General features: G+C 33.1%; 14 protein-coding genes. 4 read left to right on the plus strand and 10 right to left on the minus strand.

Going from position 1 to position 16,654, the window contains the following annotated elements:
• Positions 1 to 22: 22 nt before the first annotated feature.
• The 4 genes from AC1RRQ_RS03775 to AC1RRQ_RS03790 all read right to left on the minus strand — a co-directional run bounded on the left by AC1RRQ_RS03775 (position 23) and on the right by AC1RRQ_RS03790 (position 8,215).
• The gene (locus tag AC1RRQ_RS03775) at positions 23 to 1,384 is read right to left on the minus strand and encodes a pyridoxal-phosphate dependent enzyme (RefSeq protein WP_493021558.1); all 1,362 of its coding nucleotides are present in this window, start codon (positions 1,382 to 1,384) and stop codon (positions 23 to 25) included.
• 46 nt (positions 1,385 to 1,430) lie between these two features.
• Positions 1,431 to 3,407, minus strand: coding sequence for a putative porin (locus tag AC1RRQ_RS03780; RefSeq protein WP_493021560.1), 1,977 nt, complete (start codon positions 3,405 to 3,407; stop codon positions 1,431 to 1,433).
• Positions 3,408 to 3,576: 169 nt separating this feature from the next.
• On the minus strand, positions 3,577 to 5,049 hold the full coding sequence (locus AC1RRQ_RS03785) for a RagB/SusD family nutrient uptake outer membrane protein (protein ID WP_493021562.1): 1,473 nt from the start codon (positions 5,047 to 5,049) through the stop codon (positions 3,577 to 3,579).
• Between the two features lie 4 nt (positions 5,050 to 5,053).
• The gene (locus tag AC1RRQ_RS03790; RefSeq protein ID WP_493021564.1) at positions 5,054 to 8,215 is read right to left on the minus strand and encodes a SusC/RagA family TonB-linked outer membrane protein; all 3,162 of its coding nucleotides are present in this window, start codon (positions 8,213 to 8,215) and stop codon (positions 5,054 to 5,056) included.
• Positions 8,216 to 8,550: 335 nt separating this feature from the next.
• Here AC1RRQ_RS03790 and rnhB point away from each other — a divergent pair, with 335 nt between their 5' ends.
• Positions 8,551 to 9,216, plus strand: a complete 666-nt coding sequence (rnhB, locus tag AC1RRQ_RS03795; protein ID WP_493021566.1) for a ribonuclease HII — start codon at positions 8,551 to 8,553, stop codon at positions 9,214 to 9,216.
• A 51-nt stretch (positions 9,217 to 9,267) separates the two neighbouring features.
• Here the strand turns inward: rnhB and AC1RRQ_RS03800 are convergent, their stop codons facing one another.
• From AC1RRQ_RS03800 to AC1RRQ_RS03815, 4 genes are all read right to left on the minus strand, one after another.
• Positions 9,268 to 9,858 (minus strand): NAD(P)H-dependent oxidoreductase, encoded by a 591-nt coding sequence (locus AC1RRQ_RS03800; protein ID WP_493021568.1) that lies wholly within the window; start codon positions 9,856 to 9,858, stop codon positions 9,268 to 9,270.
• Between the two features lie 78 nt (positions 9,859 to 9,936).
• On the minus strand, positions 9,937 to 10,755 hold the full coding sequence (locus AC1RRQ_RS03805) for an AraC family transcriptional regulator (RefSeq protein ID WP_493021570.1): 819 nt from the start codon (positions 10,753 to 10,755) through the stop codon (positions 9,937 to 9,939).
• Between the two features lie 17 nt (positions 10,756 to 10,772).
• Positions 10,773 to 11,474 carry a lipoyl(octanoyl) transferase LipB gene (gene lipB, locus AC1RRQ_RS03810; protein ID WP_493021572.1) on the minus strand — a complete coding sequence of 234 codons (702 nt, stop codon included), beginning with the start codon at positions 11,472 to 11,474 and terminating at the stop codon, positions 10,773 to 10,775.
• Between the two features lie 5 nt (positions 11,475 to 11,479).
• Positions 11,480 to 12,232 (minus strand): hypothetical protein, encoded by a 753-nt coding sequence (locus AC1RRQ_RS03815; protein WP_493021574.1) that lies wholly within the window; start codon positions 12,230 to 12,232, stop codon positions 11,480 to 11,482.
• A gap of 333 nt (positions 12,233 to 12,565) precedes the next feature.
• On the opposite strand from AC1RRQ_RS03815, the gene lysS reads away from it, so the two are divergent.
• The 3 genes from lysS (at position 12,566) to AC1RRQ_RS03830 (ending at position 14,908) form a co-directional block, all read left to right on the plus strand.
• Complete coding sequence (lysS, locus tag AC1RRQ_RS03820) at positions 12,566 to 14,269, plus strand: lysine--tRNA ligase (protein ID WP_493021576.1); 1,704 nt, start codon at positions 12,566 to 12,568, stop codon at positions 14,267 to 14,269.
• Positions 14,270 to 14,369: 100 nt separating this feature from the next.
• Positions 14,370 to 14,603 carry a hypothetical protein gene (locus tag AC1RRQ_RS03825; protein WP_493021578.1) on the plus strand — a complete coding sequence of 78 codons (234 nt, stop codon included), beginning with the start codon at positions 14,370 to 14,372 and terminating at the stop codon, positions 14,601 to 14,603.
• The gene (locus AC1RRQ_RS03830; RefSeq protein ID WP_493021580.1) at positions 14,588 to 14,908 is read left to right on the plus strand and encodes a type II toxin-antitoxin system RelE/ParE family toxin; all 321 of its coding nucleotides are present in this window, start codon (positions 14,588 to 14,590) and stop codon (positions 14,906 to 14,908) included. Before AC1RRQ_RS03825 ends, AC1RRQ_RS03830 begins: the two co-directional genes overlap by 16 nt.
• A gap of 21 nt (positions 14,909 to 14,929) precedes the next feature.
• Here the strand turns inward: AC1RRQ_RS03830 and AC1RRQ_RS03835 are convergent, their stop codons facing one another.
• Both AC1RRQ_RS03835 and AC1RRQ_RS03840 read right to left on the minus strand, forming a co-directional pair.
• A complete protein-coding gene (locus tag AC1RRQ_RS03835) occupies positions 14,930 to 15,526 on the minus strand; it encodes a hypothetical protein (protein WP_493021582.1) in 597 nt (198 codons plus the stop codon).
• Between the two features lie 78 nt (positions 15,527 to 15,604).
• Entirely contained in the window at positions 15,605 to 16,609 is a 1,005-nt protein-coding gene (locus AC1RRQ_RS03840; protein WP_493021584.1) for a 2-hydroxyacid dehydrogenase, read from the minus strand.
• Positions 16,610 to 16,654 lie beyond the last annotated feature (45 nt).

Below are 16,654 nucleotides of genomic sequence, written 5' to 3' on the forward strand. Positions count from 1 at the left end.
GATAGAATTTATTCACAGGTTCTTATTTTATAGAACCAATAATATCATATTTGGTAATAATATGGTGATTTCCGTTTCCTAGATCAACCAAAACAGCATCATTTTCTTTGCTAAAAAGTTTTGATACTTCTTCGATTGGTGTTCCTAATTTTACGATTGGAAAAGGTTTTCCCATTACTTCTTTAATAGGTTTTTCGGCTACATTTTTATCTGCAACGTAACTTCTAAATAGATCTGTTTCGTCAACAGAACCTACAAAACCGTTTATATCAACAACAGGAATTTGCGAGATTTTATATTTACGCATTCTTTCAATTGCATGCGATACTAATTCCTCTGTACGTACCACAATCAATTCTTTGTCGATATGATCTTTGATAACGTCTTCAGCTTTAGTCACGTTTTCTTCCAGAAATCCGCGCTCACGCATCCAGTCATCATTAAACATTTTACCTACGTAACGGCTTCCAGAATCGTGAAATAAAACTACAACAACATCATCTGGTTTAAAATGTTCTTTTAACTGAAGTAACCCTTTTATACAAGCTCCTGCTGAGTTACCAACAAAAATAGCTTCTTCAAGAGCAATCTTTCTGGTGTAAACTGCTGCATCTTTATCGGTTACTTTGGTAAATCCGTCAATTAAAGAAAAGTCAACATTTTTTGGCAGAATGTCTTCTCCAATCCCTTCAGTTATATACGAGTAAATTTCGTTTTCGTCAAAGATTCCTGTTTCATGATACTTTTTAAAAACTGATCCATAAGTATCAATTCCCCAAATTTTAATATTTGGATTTTTCTCTTTCAAGTATTTTCCAACTCCCGAAATGGTTCCTCCAGTTCCAACTCCCACAACAAAGTGCGTGATTTTACCTTCGGTTTGTTTCCATATTTCTGGCCCTGTCTGCTCGTAATGTGCCAACGAATTTGACATATTATCGTACTGGTTTACATACCATGAATTTGGTGTTTCTTCAGCTAAACGCTTTGAAACTGAATAATACGAACGAGGATCTGTAGGTTCAACATCTGTAGGGCAAACAACAACTTTTGCTCCAACAGCACGAAGAATATCCATTTTTTCTTTAGACTGTTTGTCTGAGATTACACAAATCAATTTGTAACCTTTTACAATCGCAACAAGTGCCAATCCCATTCCGGTATTTCCCGAAGTTCCTTCAATTATAGTTCCTCCAGGTTTAAGTCTGCCGTCAGCTTCTGCATCTTCAATCATTTTCACGGCCATTCTGTCTTTTACAGAATTTCCCGGATTAAATGTTTCGACTTTTGCTAATACTAACGCATCAATTTCAGCAACAATTTTGTTGAGTTTTACCAATGGTGTATTACCAATTGTTTCTAAAATGTTATTTGAAAAGTCCATTTTTATTTAAGTTTTATGTGGTATTAAGATAAATTGTATCTGGTTTTTATTGGAAGAAATTCCAAACTAAACCAAATCTGATCACGAAATCACGATACGGATTATTAGGCGCTGAATAATAATTGCTGCTTGAAAATAAAGCGTTTATATGTTCTGCTTTTAAATAGAAACGTGTTTGACGTATTCTTGCATTTACAAAAACATCAAAAGTGGCATAATTTCCAATTTCTTTTGTGTTCTGAACAAAAAACTCTCCAATAACCGGGTTGTAACCATTACCATAATATTTAGTAAAGTAATTAAACACAACTCCTCCTTGAGCGTATAATGCTTTTTTGAAAAAATAGTTTGTATAGTAAAATGTGTTTCTGGTTACAAAATCAGGAACATTTAAAATCAAATCTGACTGATCTACTTTTTGATATAATAAAGTATTATCTAATGCAAATTTTCCGAATTTAAATTCTCTATTTGCCTTAATCTCTAAATAATTTATTGCATTTCCGTATTGCGCCGGCTTTATAATTTGTGTTCGCAGTGCAGCTTCTGCTGGTGTTGATTTATCTGCAAAATACAAATGATCATTTAACACGGTATATTGTACTTCTGCATTTACCCAAGGAGTAGATATAACAGCTCCTAATAAATTAATCTTTTCGTTTTTAAAATTGTTTGACCAATTATATTCTACGTAACTGCTTTGGTATAAATTATAATTATTGTTTGGCAGTTTATTAATATTTCTATATCTAAAATCAAACTGAATTTTATCGTTTAAGTCATAACGCAATTTTGCATCTAAATCAGATAAAGACTGGTTTGTAATAGAACGTGTGTACAAAAATCGTCCGTTCCATTTGTTTTTTTGATATTCAAACTGTCCTCCAAAATTATTAATCTGCAGAAATAAATTATCAGGAATAACATTTCCCGAAGCGTCTATTAGAATTCTATTGTACTTATAGTTTGATCTATAATCATCTACAAAGAAATTAAATTTTCCTAAAAGAGAATTTTCATAAGCTACTCCTACTTTATTATACAATCTCTCAAAATGGGTTTGATCGTTTATATTGCTTGTTACATACGACTGTCCAAAACGTCTTACCGGAGTTGATATTCCATCAACTGCTGAAAGAACCGTTGGCTGCTTGTATTCGTACGATTTGTTTTCGTAGTTGAATTGATGATTTATGTATAAATTATTGTCACCATTTTTAGGATTTATTCTAAAAGCATGATCAAAAAACAAACGTCTTCCTTTCAATAATGATTCTGCATCTGTTAGATAAACCTGCAAACGCTGACGGTTTTTAAAATCCGGATCGTTACTTTCGAAATCTGCCGGTGTCGTAATACCGCCATTTTCTTCGTTCATATTATCCTGATAGGTATAATGCAGATTAATTGCATATCGCCTGCTGGTTGTTGCGTAACTTGTAGTAAATCTAAAACTTCCAGAACTCACTAACTGATTTATGTAATCTCCTTCTGAACGCAACCCTCTATAAGCAATAGAAAAATTCAGGTTTTTTGATGTATTCAGCGTAATAAACGAATCTACATTTTGTCCTTTGTTGATTGTTGTATTAAAAAACAGTTCAGTAAAAGGTGTTGGAGCTGAGTAATATCTTATCTCATCTGCTTGTATATAATTATAGTGTTTTGCATTAAAACCAATTTCCGGATACGGAGAAAAACTCGTTAAACTGTATTGTAAAGTATTCAATGGCAGACCAATATTCGAAAATTCTAAAAGTCCAAAAAGATCTTTTCTAAGATGATTTTGTTTGTAGGCACTTTTTATTGTCAGCGATGTATCTACATAAGTAGTATCATGTTCCAGCGTAATAATTTTATACTGATCTATCTTAGCTACTATCGACTTTTTCTTTTTAACAGTGTCGGTTATACTAGAATATTGTGTATTCATATCTAAACTACTTTTTTTAGTAGTAGTTTTTTCTTGAGAAAACAATAAGGTTGGTATAATTAATAGATATAAAAAAATGAATATTCTCATTTGATAGCGTTATATAAAATTATTTCGGCAAATTTTGTTGACAAAGGTAAAAGATAAAAACGTATAAACGAAAAAAAACAAATTGTTAGTATTGAGAAGTTTTTTAATGCTGAATAAAAAAAAACTGCCCAAAATATTGGGCAGTCTAATATGAAATTATAAAGAGTGGTTATAGTTCATTTTGAACTATTAAAGGATTTGCATTAATTTCAGCTCTTGGAATTAACCATTGCCATCTTTTATCAGTTGGCTGTACATTCATCACACCGTTTGTAATTCCTGAATCATGATTTGCTCCTGTTCTGTCTAAAGCAACATTTGTTCTTTTTAAGTCAAAAAATCTAAATCCTTCTCCCCATAACTCTATTCGTCTTTGAATTAAGATTTCATCAACTAAAGCTTGTCCCGTATTAGTCGATAAAGTATACTCCGGATTTCTACTTTTTTCTAAATCAAAAAGTATCTGAGCTGCATTGGCTTGTCCTAATCTCGCTTTTGCCTCAGCTTCTATCAAATACATTTCGGCTGCACGCATATAAGGCACATCACATCTACTGTCGCCTGTACCAGCAGCTAAGAATTTTTGACTTGTATACGGAAATTTTGCAAAATCATCTGAAAGTCCAAGATTTGGATGAGTACCATCTTTACTAAAGATATTCGAACGTACATCTGTAACAGGAATCATAGCATACAGCTTACTGCTAATTGCTTTAGGACAAGAACGTATTACTGTTGAGCTAAAATTTCTCGACATATAGGCTCCAAAATTCCCAAAATATTGCGTTTGTACTTCGTTAATATGACTTCCCCACATCCATTCTTTATTATTGTAGTCATTAAAACCTGTAACATAATCTGTCGCGGCCATTAACGTTTTTCCAGTTCTTGCTTTATTAGCATAATCTGCTGCTATTGCCCAGTTTCCTTGTGTCAAAGCCACTCTTGCTTTTAGACCTTGCCCTACCTTTAAGTCTAAATGTGAGTTATTTTCTTTTGAAAAGCCAACTAATAAAACATTGGCTTCATCTAAATCTTTATTAATTTGGGCATATACTTCTTCAACTGTAGAACGTGGAAAATTATCATTCCCAACAGTTAAAATAATCGGAACTCCCAATTGGGAATTTGTTTCGCCGTTTACATATCTTTTACCATACAATTGCACCAATTGAAAATGACAAAATGCACGATACAGTAAAGCTTGTCCTTTCACAATATTTTTATCAGCTGTCGTGCCAATTGCAGCATCGGATGCGTTTATGATTGTATTTGCATTTCGTATAATTTCATAATACGTTCGATACGCGAAACGAATATCCTGAGAGTTTTCATTATTGAATGCACTCCAATTATATACCTGTAAAAACCAACCATTTGTAATTGGAAAAACTATATCTTCTCCTGCTAAATCAGTTTGCTGCATTAATCCCCCTAAACCAGATTCATTTTGATTTTCATATCTTATATATAAAGATCTGTGAATTCCATTTAAAAGAGTCATTAAATTTTCGGTTGTTTTTGTTGCACCCTCATAGTCAACAAACTCTGTTGGCTTTTTATCCAAAAAATCATCTGAACAGGATCCTAAGATCACTATCGATAGTACAAAAAATACCAGTTTAATATATATTGATTTCATGTTCTTAAAAATTTAAATTAACACCTAACGTAATTACTCTCGAAGGAATGTATCTGTTTTGAGTTGTTCCGTTAAAACTTTGAGTTGGATCCATTCCCTGACGTTTAGTAAACAATAAAAGGTTTTCACCATTTATGTAAACTGAAGCATTATCAATCATTAATTTCGATATCAAATCAGAAGGTAATTTATACGAAAGATTAATTTGTCGCAGCGATAAATAATCAGATCCTACTAACCATCTGTCTGAAGGAGCATTTGATTGTGGACTTCTATTAACATCTAATCTAGGAACATCTGTAATATCTCCTGGTTTTTGCCATCTATCAAGAATATCTGTACTAAAAGCTGAACCATAATTATTACCCGATTGCATTAAAGTGGAATAATTTGTATCATACATTTGACCGCCAATTTGGTAAGAGAACATAACATTTAACTGAAGTTCTTTGTATTTGAACGTACTTCCAAAACTTCCAAATAAATCCGGTATTGCAGAACCTGCATAATGATAAAGTGCTTTGTTTTGATCTGTTGTTACATTTACTCCATTTACAACTCGTCCTGTAGGATCATTGGCAACCATTTTTTCAGGATCGGCAACATATAATGCATACCCATCTGCCGGATCTACTCCATACCAATCTCTTAACCAGTAATCATAGATAGATTGTCCTACAGTTAATCTTTTAGTTCCATCTATAATTTCTTTTTGTGGCAATTTTGTAATTTCATTTTTAATAGTTGACGCATTAATATTTAAACTCCATGAGAAATCATTTGTTTTAAGAATTACACCGTCTAATGAAACCTCGAAACCTCTATTATACATAGAGCCAATGTTTTCCATTCTATAATCTAACCCAGAAGACAACGGATTTGGTACCGCAAAAATAAGTCCATCGGTATTTCTATGGTAATACTCTACGCTTCCTTTAAGTCTATTTTTAAACAACCCAAATTCTACAGCTAAATCTTTCTGAGTGTTTACTTCCCATTTTAAATCTGGAGCACCAGCTGCATAAGTAACGATTCCTCCCTCATTACCATTATCATTACCTAAACTAAAAGTTGGCTGACTTACATAATAATTTAAACCATTTATTTGAGAACCCGAATCATTACGATCACTTATGATATGAGAATCATTTCCAACTTCTCCAATTGATGCTCTTAATTTCAAATCATTAATCCAAGAACTATCCGCAAGGAAATTTTCTTTAGAGATAACCCAAGCTCCACCAAATGACCAAAAATCTCCCCATTTACTAGCAAATTTTGAAGATCCATCTCTACGAAACGACGCAGAAAAGATATATTTGTCCATATAATCGTATCCTACTCTTGAAAAATACGATTCTGTCGCATAATTTCTAGTATATGAAGTTAAACCAGTTGCTGTCGCATAATTTATAAATTCTATATTATCTGGCACTACCTGACCTGTTTTACTTCCACTTGTCCAGTCTCTTTCATAATCAAAGCTTTCATGACCAATTAATGCCGTTATATTATGGTTTCCTATTTTTTTAGAATAGTTAAGCAATTGATTATATGTTATACCTGTTAAAATTTTATCATCCTTACCCATCAATCCAGCCGGTGCACCGTCTCCAATTAAAGTATTGTATGAATATGTTCTGTTGTAGTAAGACTTATCAATCGAAATATTTGTAGTAAACTTGAAATCTTTTAAAAAACTTACTTCAAAGAAAGTTCTCGCAGAAATAGCAAGACCTTTAACTACATCTGTATTATTTAATGTTTCATATACCACATTTCTTCCATTTGCAGCTCCCGATCCTCTTTTAGTTGAATATACTTTGTTCCCGGAAATGTCTAATACATAATCCCCAGTTGCAGTGTGATCAAAAACAGGATAAATTGGTCCCATTGTTCTCATTGACATAAAAGGATTGCTGAACGAACTTGTATTCTCGACACCATCAACTCCTAATTTAGAATTCGTTAATGCTCCGGAAATATTCACGCCGGTTTTAAACCAATCATTTAAACTTGTGTTCAAATTTAGTCTTCCTGTCGTTCTTTCAAAACCTGAATTTCGGATATATCCCTCTTCATTAAGATGTCCTAAAGAAGCAAAATAATTTGATCTATCTGATTTTCCCTGATATGAAAAATCTACATTTTTACGTACTCCAGCTCTTTCCAATTGTTTTTCCCAGTTTAAATCCTCAGGATATAATAATTGTGCATTAGGGTTTAATTTACCATCTGAACCCACTATACTATTAGCAGGAACATTAAACGGATTTGTTACCAACACTTGTGCAACTCTTGTTGATGCATAAGCATTTGCCGCATCAATTTGTGCCTGATCTCCCATTGGGCGACTGTTTCTAATTGCTTCCCATTCTAAAGGATAATATTGATAAGCATCAACTCTTTTATAATCCTTTATAGATCTGGAAGTCATACCAGTACTCATATTCAGTGAGAATTTATCTTTTTGTGACTTTCCTGATTTCGTTGTAATTATAATTACTCCATTTGCAGCCTTTGAACCATATAAAGATGTTGAAGAAGCATCTTTTAAAACTGTAAAACTTTCAATGTCAGTCGAATTTAAATTACTTATATCTCCTGCATAAGGAACTCCATCTACAATATACAATGGTGTATTGGATCCGTTAACTGAACTGAATCCTCGTATTCTTACTTCTGGTGCTGCTCCGGGCTGACCTGCAGAACTTTGAATCTGAACCCCAGAAGTACTTCCTTCTAATGCTGAAAGTGCATTAGTCAATGGTCTATTTTCAAGCTGTTCTGATTTAATCTGAGTAGCAGATCCTGTATAAGAAGTTTTTTTTGCTTTACCATAAGCCACAACAACTACTTCATCCAATTCCTTACCATCTTCCTTCATTTTAGCATTTACAGTAGAACTGTTTCCAACCGTTGCTACAAAATCCTGCATTCCCATGTAAGAAAATACCAAAACATCTCCCGCCTTTGCTTTTACTGTATACTTACCATCAAAATCGGTTTGAGTGCTATTCTTCGTTCCTTTTACAATCACGTTAACTCCCGGAACAACACCACTTCCATCCGAAACAATTCCTGAAATTGTTCTTTCCTGCGCAAAAGAGAATTGGACGCATAAGAAAAACAATAATGTTAAAATAGATGTAAATCTTAATTTCATTCTAAATCATTTTAAGTTAATAACCTGACAAAATTGAAATTATTTTCCTACATTGACAATTTTAAAATGTTAAAAATTTAAATATTTTTCTTACTTTTTAATCATTACAAATACTTACACGTAACATCTTTAATAAAAAACCAACTTTAAAATAATTTTTCATTTACAAGTAATTCAAAACTATATGAAACAAAAAAATTAAATAAAACGTTAAAAATTAAGAGTTTAAAATATTTTCAATAATGGATGTAAAAAGATTTCAGACTCTTTTTTTAGCATATTTTTTAAATACTTTTTAGAAAATAATTATAATATTTGCGATTCAATACAAAGGCATGCTGCAACTTAATTATTCGGGATTTATTTTAGAAACTGGTACTGACGAAGCCGGACGAGGCTGTTTAGCGGGGCCGGTGACCGCAGCAGCGGTAATTTTACCCGAAGCATTTGAAAACAAAATATTAAATGACAGTAAACAATTGTCTGAAAAAGCAAGAGCACTTTTAAAGCCAGTAATTGAGGAACAGGCACTTTGCTTTTCAGTAACGCATTTATTCCCAGATGAAATTGACGAAATCAATATTCTAAATGCTTCAATGAAAGGAATGCAGGAATGTATCTTAAAATTAAAGCATGTTCCGGAATACATTATCGTTGATGGAAACCGTTCTTTGAATGCTAAACTGGGATTAAAAAACACTTTTGGAAAACAGTTTTCGCCAGAAGAAATTGAATTATTAAAATCAATTCCCAATCAAAGTATTATAAAAGGTGACGGAAAATACCTGAGTATTGCCGCTGCTTCGATTTTAGCCAAAACGTATCGGGATGAATATATGGATCAAATTCACGAAGAATTCCCTATGTACAACTGGAAACAAAACAAGGGATATCCAACCAAAGAACATCGCGAAGCGATTAAAAAATACGGTACAACAAAATACCACAGAATGAGTTTTAGACTCTTACCGGATCAATTAGAACTCAACTTTTTCGAATAATCAAAAAAGACTTATCATTTTACGATAAGTCTTTTTTTTCGTTGTTATTTGTTAATTGCATATCGTTTTCTCTTCAAAAAGCATTTTAATCTGATTTTCCCATTCTGAAATATTTTTTGCCGAAGCGCGGTCAGCTTTATCAAAATAAAAATGCTTTTTAATTTCTAAACCACAATAAGTAAAAATTCCGGTATCAGAAGTCAAGGCCAACGCTTTATCCATTCCCATTGCTTGGTATTCTGCATTCGATTTCCCGTGCGAATTGACAATAACCGTTTTCTTTCCTGTCAGTAGTCCTTTTTGAACGCCCTGATCGTATCGATAAGCAAATCCGTAACTAAAAACGCGATCGATATAACCTTTCATAATAGCCGGCATTCCAGTCCACCAAATAGGATAAACAAAAATAATTTGATCTGCCCAGGAAATAAAATCCTGTTCCGTTTTTACCTCTTCCGAAACCTGTCCCATTCTTTGGCCGCGCATATCATCCAAAGAAAGAACCGGATTAAAATTGATTTCGTTTAAATCGCGGACTACAATTTCTTCTCCTGAATTTTTCAGACTTTCAACAATTGTTTGTTTAAAGAAATGGTTTAAACTTGCTGGATTTGGATGCGCATAAATAACTAAATTTTTCATGTTTTCTGTTTTTAAAGATTGACATGACAAATGTAAAACGCTTGTCTGGGCAGCAATTGTAAGAAAACGAAATCGCCTTTATTCTGCTTTTGAACTGCAGATATCGTTTTGGAATTTGAGGAATTTGGTTGGCGAAATATTCATATAATATTTAAAGTCATGAATAAACTGACTTTGATCGTAATAACCGCATTCATCAACAATCGTTAACCAATCTGTTTTAGACTCGTTTAGTATGTTTTTCTGAATTTGATTTACTGCTTTTAAAAACCTTTCGTACCGATTGGCTTCTTTAATTGTATAACCAAAAATCTTTTTTTGGTTGAGCTGAATATTTCTTTCGGTTTGATTGATCTGCGAAGCTATCGCTTTTATCGGGTTTAAATTTTCGTTTTGAAAATCTGCTAAAAGTGTCGTGATTTCTTTTTGTTCCCTTAAATAGGGTTTGCAGAAATCTAAAATATAATCGACACGTTCTTTAGTATCAGAAAGTTTTTGAAGCTCTTCCCACAAAAGAGTAAAGCAATTTTCATTAATCAAATCATCAGGATGAATGGGCAGTGAATCAAAAAGGGCATTACCAAAGAATCTGTAAAAAGCATCTTCCTTAAAATTGGCAACTAAAATTTCTGAATTGGGTTCCAGAGTATAATCAAAAGCTTGCTTAATCGGCCCCAAAACAATGCATTTCTCCACCTCTAAAAAAGTATTCTGCTGTGATTTTAAAGATGATTTTGTTCCGAAGTTAAAAACAAGAATGGTTTGAAAACTCGGCAATAAGGTTTTTGTTATGGGAAATTCTGTTTTATTTTCGGCGAAATAAAAGTGAGAAAAAACGGTTTCAAATGCTGAAGGAACCGCAATTCTGTAATTGTTATTTTCTTCAGCATTTTTCATCCTATATTTTTAGAAGCTTATTTAATAAATTCTGCTTCAAACAAATGCGTTAAATGTTTTATGATTTTAGACTTTACTTCGTCTTCATCTACTTTTTCTACGCCAAGTTCGACGTTTAAAGAGGTAACGCCTTTTCCGCGAATACCACACGGAATTATATTATCGAAATAACCTAAATCTACATTTACGTTTAAAGCAAATCCATGCATAGTTACCCATCGCGAGGCACGAACGCCCATTGCACATATTTTACGTGCAAACGGAGTTCCAGCTCCCAGCCAAACTCCTGTTTCGCCTTCGCTTCTACCCGATTCTAATCCGTATTCTGCCAAAGTCAGAATCATAGATTCTTCTAGCAGACGTAGGTATTTATGAATATCTGTAAAGAAATTTTCTAAATCCAGAATTGGATATCCTACAATTTGTCCTGGTCCGTGATAGGTAATATCGCCGCCACGGTTAATTTTATAAAAAGTCGCTCCTTTTGCTTCGAGCTGTTTTTCGTTTAACAATAAGTTTTCTAAATCGCCGCTTTTACCTAATGTATAAACATGCGGATGCTCAACAAACAGTAAATAATTTTGTGTTGGCAAGTCTAGTTCTTCTCTTCTGTTTTTGATTTTTAAGTCGACAATATCCTGAAAAAGCTGTTCCTGATATTCCCAAGTCGATTTATAATCTCTGTTTCCCAGATCTTGAAGTTGAATTTTTTTATTCATTTTAATTATTTTTCAAACTCAACATCAAAGTTAAGTTTGTCAGGATTCTCCATATAATCCGTGAAAGGGTATTGAATTGTAATTGATTTTCGGTCTTCGCTGAATAAAGCGTTTGGATTGGATACTTTTTTAATCTTTTTTGGAAAGTGATATTTGATAACATAACTCGACGAAGCAAACATCATTTTAGACATATCTCCGGCAGAATCTTTTGGTTTTTGTGCCTTTTTTTGAGTATCTATCACTGCTTTTCTGGTGAATTTTTTTCCGTCATAGCTGTAACTTAAATTGCTGTAATTATTCCCAAAACCACTCCCTAGAGGAGTTACTGCAGCGCCGCCTTCTAGTTTTTGAAGCGTACTAAGAGTTTGCAGAATATCCTGCATTTCATTTACATTTTTAAAATCAGAAGATAAAGTCATTAAAAACTGCTTTTTCTCTGCGCTCATTTTAGTATTAACTACAAAATTTTCCAGTTTTTTCAGCTCTTTTTGAACCTCTGGAGATAATTTTGCAATACTGTCTTTTTTCTCGTCGAATAATTGTTTGAAAGTAAAACTAGAATCGATTTCTTTTTTCGCGTCGGTTCCCATTTGGTTTCCAATTTGATCTCCAGCCATTTCCATTAAAGCAGAACCATCCAGGTCTACAGAGAATTTTCCGGTTCCGTTATCGTTGATATAAATATTTTCGGTGAAAGTACAGCTCGTTAGAAGAGCTATTAAAAAAGAAAAACTAAGTAGTTTGTATAATTTCATCGTAGTATAATTTTTTATCAAATATACGAACTCTATTTTGTTTTTTTAGATTCTGAGGTTCTGAGATTCTAAGCTGCTAAGATTTTAGAGATTTTTATTTTTTAACTGTTGATTTGTTTAATCGTTTAAGGGAAAAATTAACCACAGATTTTGCGGATGAAACGGGTTAAACATAATCTGCCTAGACCTGTTTCATCCACAAAATCCGAGCGCCATTCATCCATCATTTTATAGATTGAAACCCAATAAATTGCTGCTGTAAAAAATCTAAAACTGCATTCTAAAATCTACATTCTTTTCTTTATCTTTGCACACTTAAAAAAAGAGCACAAAATGGCATTATCAGAACAAGAAATCATCAGAAGAGAAAAACTTCAAAACTTACGCAGTCTGGGAATCAATCCTTATCCAGCTAATCTTTTTCCTGTAAATCATACTTCTAAGCAAATAAAGGAGTCATTTGAAGAAGGTAAGAAGGTTATCGTTGCGGGTCGTTTGATGAGCGTGAGAGATCAGGGAAAAGCTTGTTTTGCTGAATTGCAGGATAGCGAAGGACGTATTCAATTATACGTAAATCGCGATGTTTTGTGTGAAGGTGACGATAAAACTTTATACAATCAGGTATTTAAAAAATTAACTGATTTAGGTGACTTTATTGGTATTGAAGGTGAATTGTTTACTACAAAAGTAGGTGCACAATGCGTTCGCGTTGACGGATTTACTTTCTTAAGCAAAACATTACGTCCGCTTCCGCTTCCAAAAGTTGACGAAGAAGGAAACGTACATGATGCTTTTAATGATGCTGAGTTACGTTACAGAATGCGTTATGTAGATTTAACGGTGAATCCGCAAGTAAAAGAAACTTTCATTAAACGTACAAAGTTATTCACTGCAATGCGTGGTTATTTTAACGATGCAGGATATCTTGAAGTTGATACTCCGGTTTTACAATCAATTCCTGGTGGTGCTTCGGCGAGACCATTTATTACACATCATAATTCGCTTGATATTCCGCTTTACATGCGTATTGCGAACGAGTTATACTTAAAAAGATTAATTGTTGGTGGATTTGAAGGTGTTTATGAGTTTTCTAGAAACTTCCGTAACGAAGGTATGGACAGAACGCATAATCCTGAATTTACTGCAATGGAAATATATGTAGCTTATAAAGACTACAACTGGATGATGGAATTTGCAGAAGGCTTATTAGAGCATTGCGCCGTTGCTGTAAATGGTACAAGCGAAGTTACTTTTGGCGAGCACAAAATCAACTTTAAAGCGCCTTATGCACGCGTTACAATGACTGATTCTATTAAACATTTTACTGGTTTCGACATTTCTGGAAAAACAGAACAAGAATTGTTTGAAGCAGCTAGAGGAATGGGAATTGAAGTGGATAAAACAATGGGTAAAGGAAAATTGATTGATGAGATTTTTGGATCTAAATGTGAAGGAAATTATATTCAGCCAACTTTCATTACTGATTATCCTAAAGAAATGTCACCGCTTTGTAAAGAGCACCGCGATAATCCGGACTTAACTGAGCGTTTTGAATTAATGGTTTGCGGAAAAGAAATTGCAAATGCTTATTCGGAATTAAATGATCCTATTGATCAGCGTGAGCGTTTTGAAGATCAAATGCGATTGGCTGCAAAAGGTGATGATGAAGCAAACGGAATTATCGACGAAGATTTCTTAAGAGCGCTTGAATACGGTATGCCTCCTACTTCTGGAATGGGAATTGGAATGGACCGTTTGATTATGTACTTAACTAATAATGCTTCTATTCAGGAGGTTTTATTGTTCCCGCAAATGCGTCCGGAGAAAAAATTAGCTCAGATCGAGCTTTCTGATGAAGAAAAAGTAATCATTACTTTATTGAAAGCAAACGAAAATAAAATGGAATTAGGGCAGCTAAAAGTTACGGCTAATTTAAGCGGTAAAAAATGGGATGCCTCTATGAAAAACTTATCTAAACATGGTTTGACTAAAGTTGTTGTTGACGGTGAGTTTAAAACTGTGGAATTGGCAGGATAGACATTTGTCTTATTTTATAATAAATATAACCCGATAGGTTTTAATACTTATCGGGTTTTCGTTTTATTTACATAACTTTGATTAATTAAAATGCATTATTATGAGCACTTTAGAAATAAAATTAGAAATTTTTGATAAACTAAAAAATATCGAAGATGTTAATCTTTTAGAAAAAATTAGAAATCTTCTAAAAAATGCAGATTCTTCAAAGGTTTATCAATTTGAGCAGTATGAATTGGATATGCTGAAAGAAAGCGAAGAAGATATAAAATATGGAAGGGTTATTTCTCAGGAAGATTTAGACAAAGAAGATCTAGAATGGCTGTCAGAATAATTTGGACTAATACTGCAGTTAATCAAAGAAGAAAAATATTGAGTTATTGGAATAAAAGAAACAAATCAAAAACTTATTCAAAAAAATTAGTTTTAGAAATATCACAAAGAATTAAGTTTTTAGCTGATAATCCTGAAATTTATATTAAAACCAGTTTTCCAGATATTAGAACATCAACATTAGGTCATTATAATATATTTTACAAAACAAATATAACAGAATTGATTGTGATAGCATTTTGGGATAATAGACGAAATCCTAAATTACTTTCTAAAATCTTAAAAAGAAAACCCGACATGTCTTAAAAACCTGTCGGGTTTTGCTTTTTAAAATGAATACTTCTCATATTTTTTAGCAGCAATATCCAAAACCTTTGTACTTTCTTTTGGAATTTCTCCTTTATGAATTTCCTGCACAGAAGGATTTGATGGATATTTTCCATTCTTCATTTTCACATTATGCAGCTTGCCTCCACTTTCAACTATAAGATCGTAAAATTTTTCAGTTGAAGATGTCGTTACATAAATTGGAAAATCGGTTACGGTGAAATGATTAATTACACTTCCGTCGTTATTTAAAACATAACCTGAACAGCCTCCGCTTCCGCAGAAATACGAATTAGAGAAACCAACAAAATATTCGTTTTTCTTATCATTGTTTAAATCAAACTCTTCATAATAAAAATAGCGATCATCCTTTGTCATGGCCGGAAAATCTTTCTTTAACAAAACAGCTAATTGTTTCCTGATCAGTTCGACTGCTTTATCATCTCTTGGCGGTGCATCGCTTAAATTGGCCGTTCCGCCAATTGTTTTCGATAAGGTATCCTGAACAATCGTTTTAACTATATTCTTTGATTCGTTTTTATTCTGGCAGGAATACAACGCCAAAATTGCAATTGTAATTAGAATTTTACTTTTCATAATCTCATATTTTTAATTATAAATTCTTTCTAAACCCGACAGGTTTTTGAAACCTGTCAGGTTTACGCATAAGATAATTCAAACCAGCAGAGCCGCTTTGTTTTCAATATCGTTTTTCGATAATAATGATTTTATGTTATTGAAAGTTACTAATGCAATCTGCGTTAAGGCTTCGTTGGTAAAAAAGGCCTGATGCGCGGTTACCAGAACATTTGGAAAACTCATTAAACGCTGAATTGCGTCATCCTGAATAATATCTGCAGATAAATCTCTAAAGAAAAGTTTTTCTTCCTGCTCGTAAACATCAATTCCAAGATAACCTATTTTACCCTCTTTTAAACCTTCAATAACGCTTGAAGTTTCTATCAATCCGCCTCGGCTTGTATTGATAATCATAACGCTGTCTTTCATTAAAGCAATCGATTCTTCATTAATAACATGTTTTGTCTGAGCGTTTAAGGGACAATGAAGCGAAATGATATCACTTGATTTAAAGATTTCGTGTAACTCAACAAAAGCAACACCGTCTTTTATCATTTCATCATTTGTTACAATATCGTAAGCCAAAACTTTACAGCCAAAACCTAAGGCAATTTTTGAAAAAGCTTTGCCTATATTTCCCGTTCCAATAATTCCTATCGTTTTTCCGAATAAGTCAAAACCTAACAATCCGTTTAGGGAGAAATTCTGCTCGCGGACTCTGTTGTAGGCTTTATGTGTTTTTCTGTTTAAAGTTAAAATCATGGCCATGGCATGTTCTGCAACAGCTTGTGGCGAATAAGCTGGAACACGGCACACTTTTAAATTGTATTTTTTTGCTGCTTCTAAATCAACATTATTAAAACCGGCGCAACGCAATGCGATTATTTTTACCTTTTTTTCAGCCAATTGTTTTATCACCGCTTCATTTACAATATCGTTTACAAAAACACAAACGATATCGGCATTTTCAATTAAAATAACCGTTTGCGGATTCAATTGCGTTTCGAAGAAATCTAATTCAAACCCAAAATCAGTATTGTACTTATTAAAGAAAGTTTTATCATAAGGCTGCGTCGAGAAAAAGGCAATTTTGCTGTTCATGGGAGTGTTTTTTTTTGGGTTCTATACTTAATTGGTATCTTAAAA

Source organism: Flavobacterium sp. GW821-FHT12A05 (genome assembly GCF_058807735.1).

Excerpts from the sequence above, each read along its gene's own strand:
- AC1RRQ_RS03825 (WP_493021578.1), top strand. The coding sequence starts at position 14,370 with ATGAGCACTTTAGAAATAAAATTAGAAATTTTTGATAAACTAAAAAAT.
- AC1RRQ_RS03815 (WP_493021574.1), bottom strand. The coding sequence starts at position 12,232 with ATGAAATTATACAAACTACTTAGTTTTTCTTTTTTAATAGCTCTTCTA.
- rnhB (WP_493021566.1), top strand. The coding sequence starts at position 8,551 with ATGCTGCAACTTAATTATTCGGGATTTATTTTAGAAACTGGTACTGAC.
- lipB (WP_493021572.1), bottom strand. The coding sequence starts at position 11,474 with ATGAATAAAAAAATTCAACTTCAAGATCTGGGAAACAGAGATTATAAA.
- AC1RRQ_RS03835 (WP_493021582.1), bottom strand. The coding sequence starts at position 15,526 with ATGAAAAGTAAAATTCTAATTACAATTGCAATTTTGGCGTTGTATTCC.
- AC1RRQ_RS03775 (WP_493021558.1), bottom strand. The coding sequence starts at position 1,384 with ATGGACTTTTCAAATAACATTTTAGAAACAATTGGTAATACACCATTG.
- AC1RRQ_RS03780 (WP_493021560.1), bottom strand. The coding sequence starts at position 3,407 with ATGAGAATATTCATTTTTTTATATCTATTAATTATACCAACCTTATTG.
- AC1RRQ_RS03840 (WP_493021584.1), bottom strand. The coding sequence starts at position 16,609 with ATGAACAGCAAAATTGCCTTTTTCTCGACGCAGCCTTATGATAAAACT.
- AC1RRQ_RS03830 (WP_493021580.1), top strand. The coding sequence starts at position 14,588 with ATGGCTGTCAGAATAATTTGGACTAATACTGCAGTTAATCAAAGAAGA.
- AC1RRQ_RS03800 (WP_493021568.1), bottom strand. The coding sequence starts at position 9,858 with ATGAAAAATTTAGTTATTTATGCGCATCCAAATCCAGCAAGTTTAAAC.
- AC1RRQ_RS03805 (WP_493021570.1), bottom strand. The coding sequence starts at position 10,755 with ATGAAAAATGCTGAAGAAAATAACAATTACAGAATTGCGGTTCCTTCA.
- lysS (WP_493021576.1), top strand. The coding sequence starts at position 12,566 with ATGGCATTATCAGAACAAGAAATCATCAGAAGAGAAAAACTTCAAAAC.
- AC1RRQ_RS03785 (WP_493021562.1), bottom strand. The coding sequence starts at position 5,049 with ATGAAATCAATATATATTAAACTGGTATTTTTTGTACTATCGATAGTG.
- AC1RRQ_RS03790 (WP_493021564.1), bottom strand. The coding sequence starts at position 8,215 with ATGAAATTAAGATTTACATCTATTTTAACATTATTGTTTTTCTTATGC.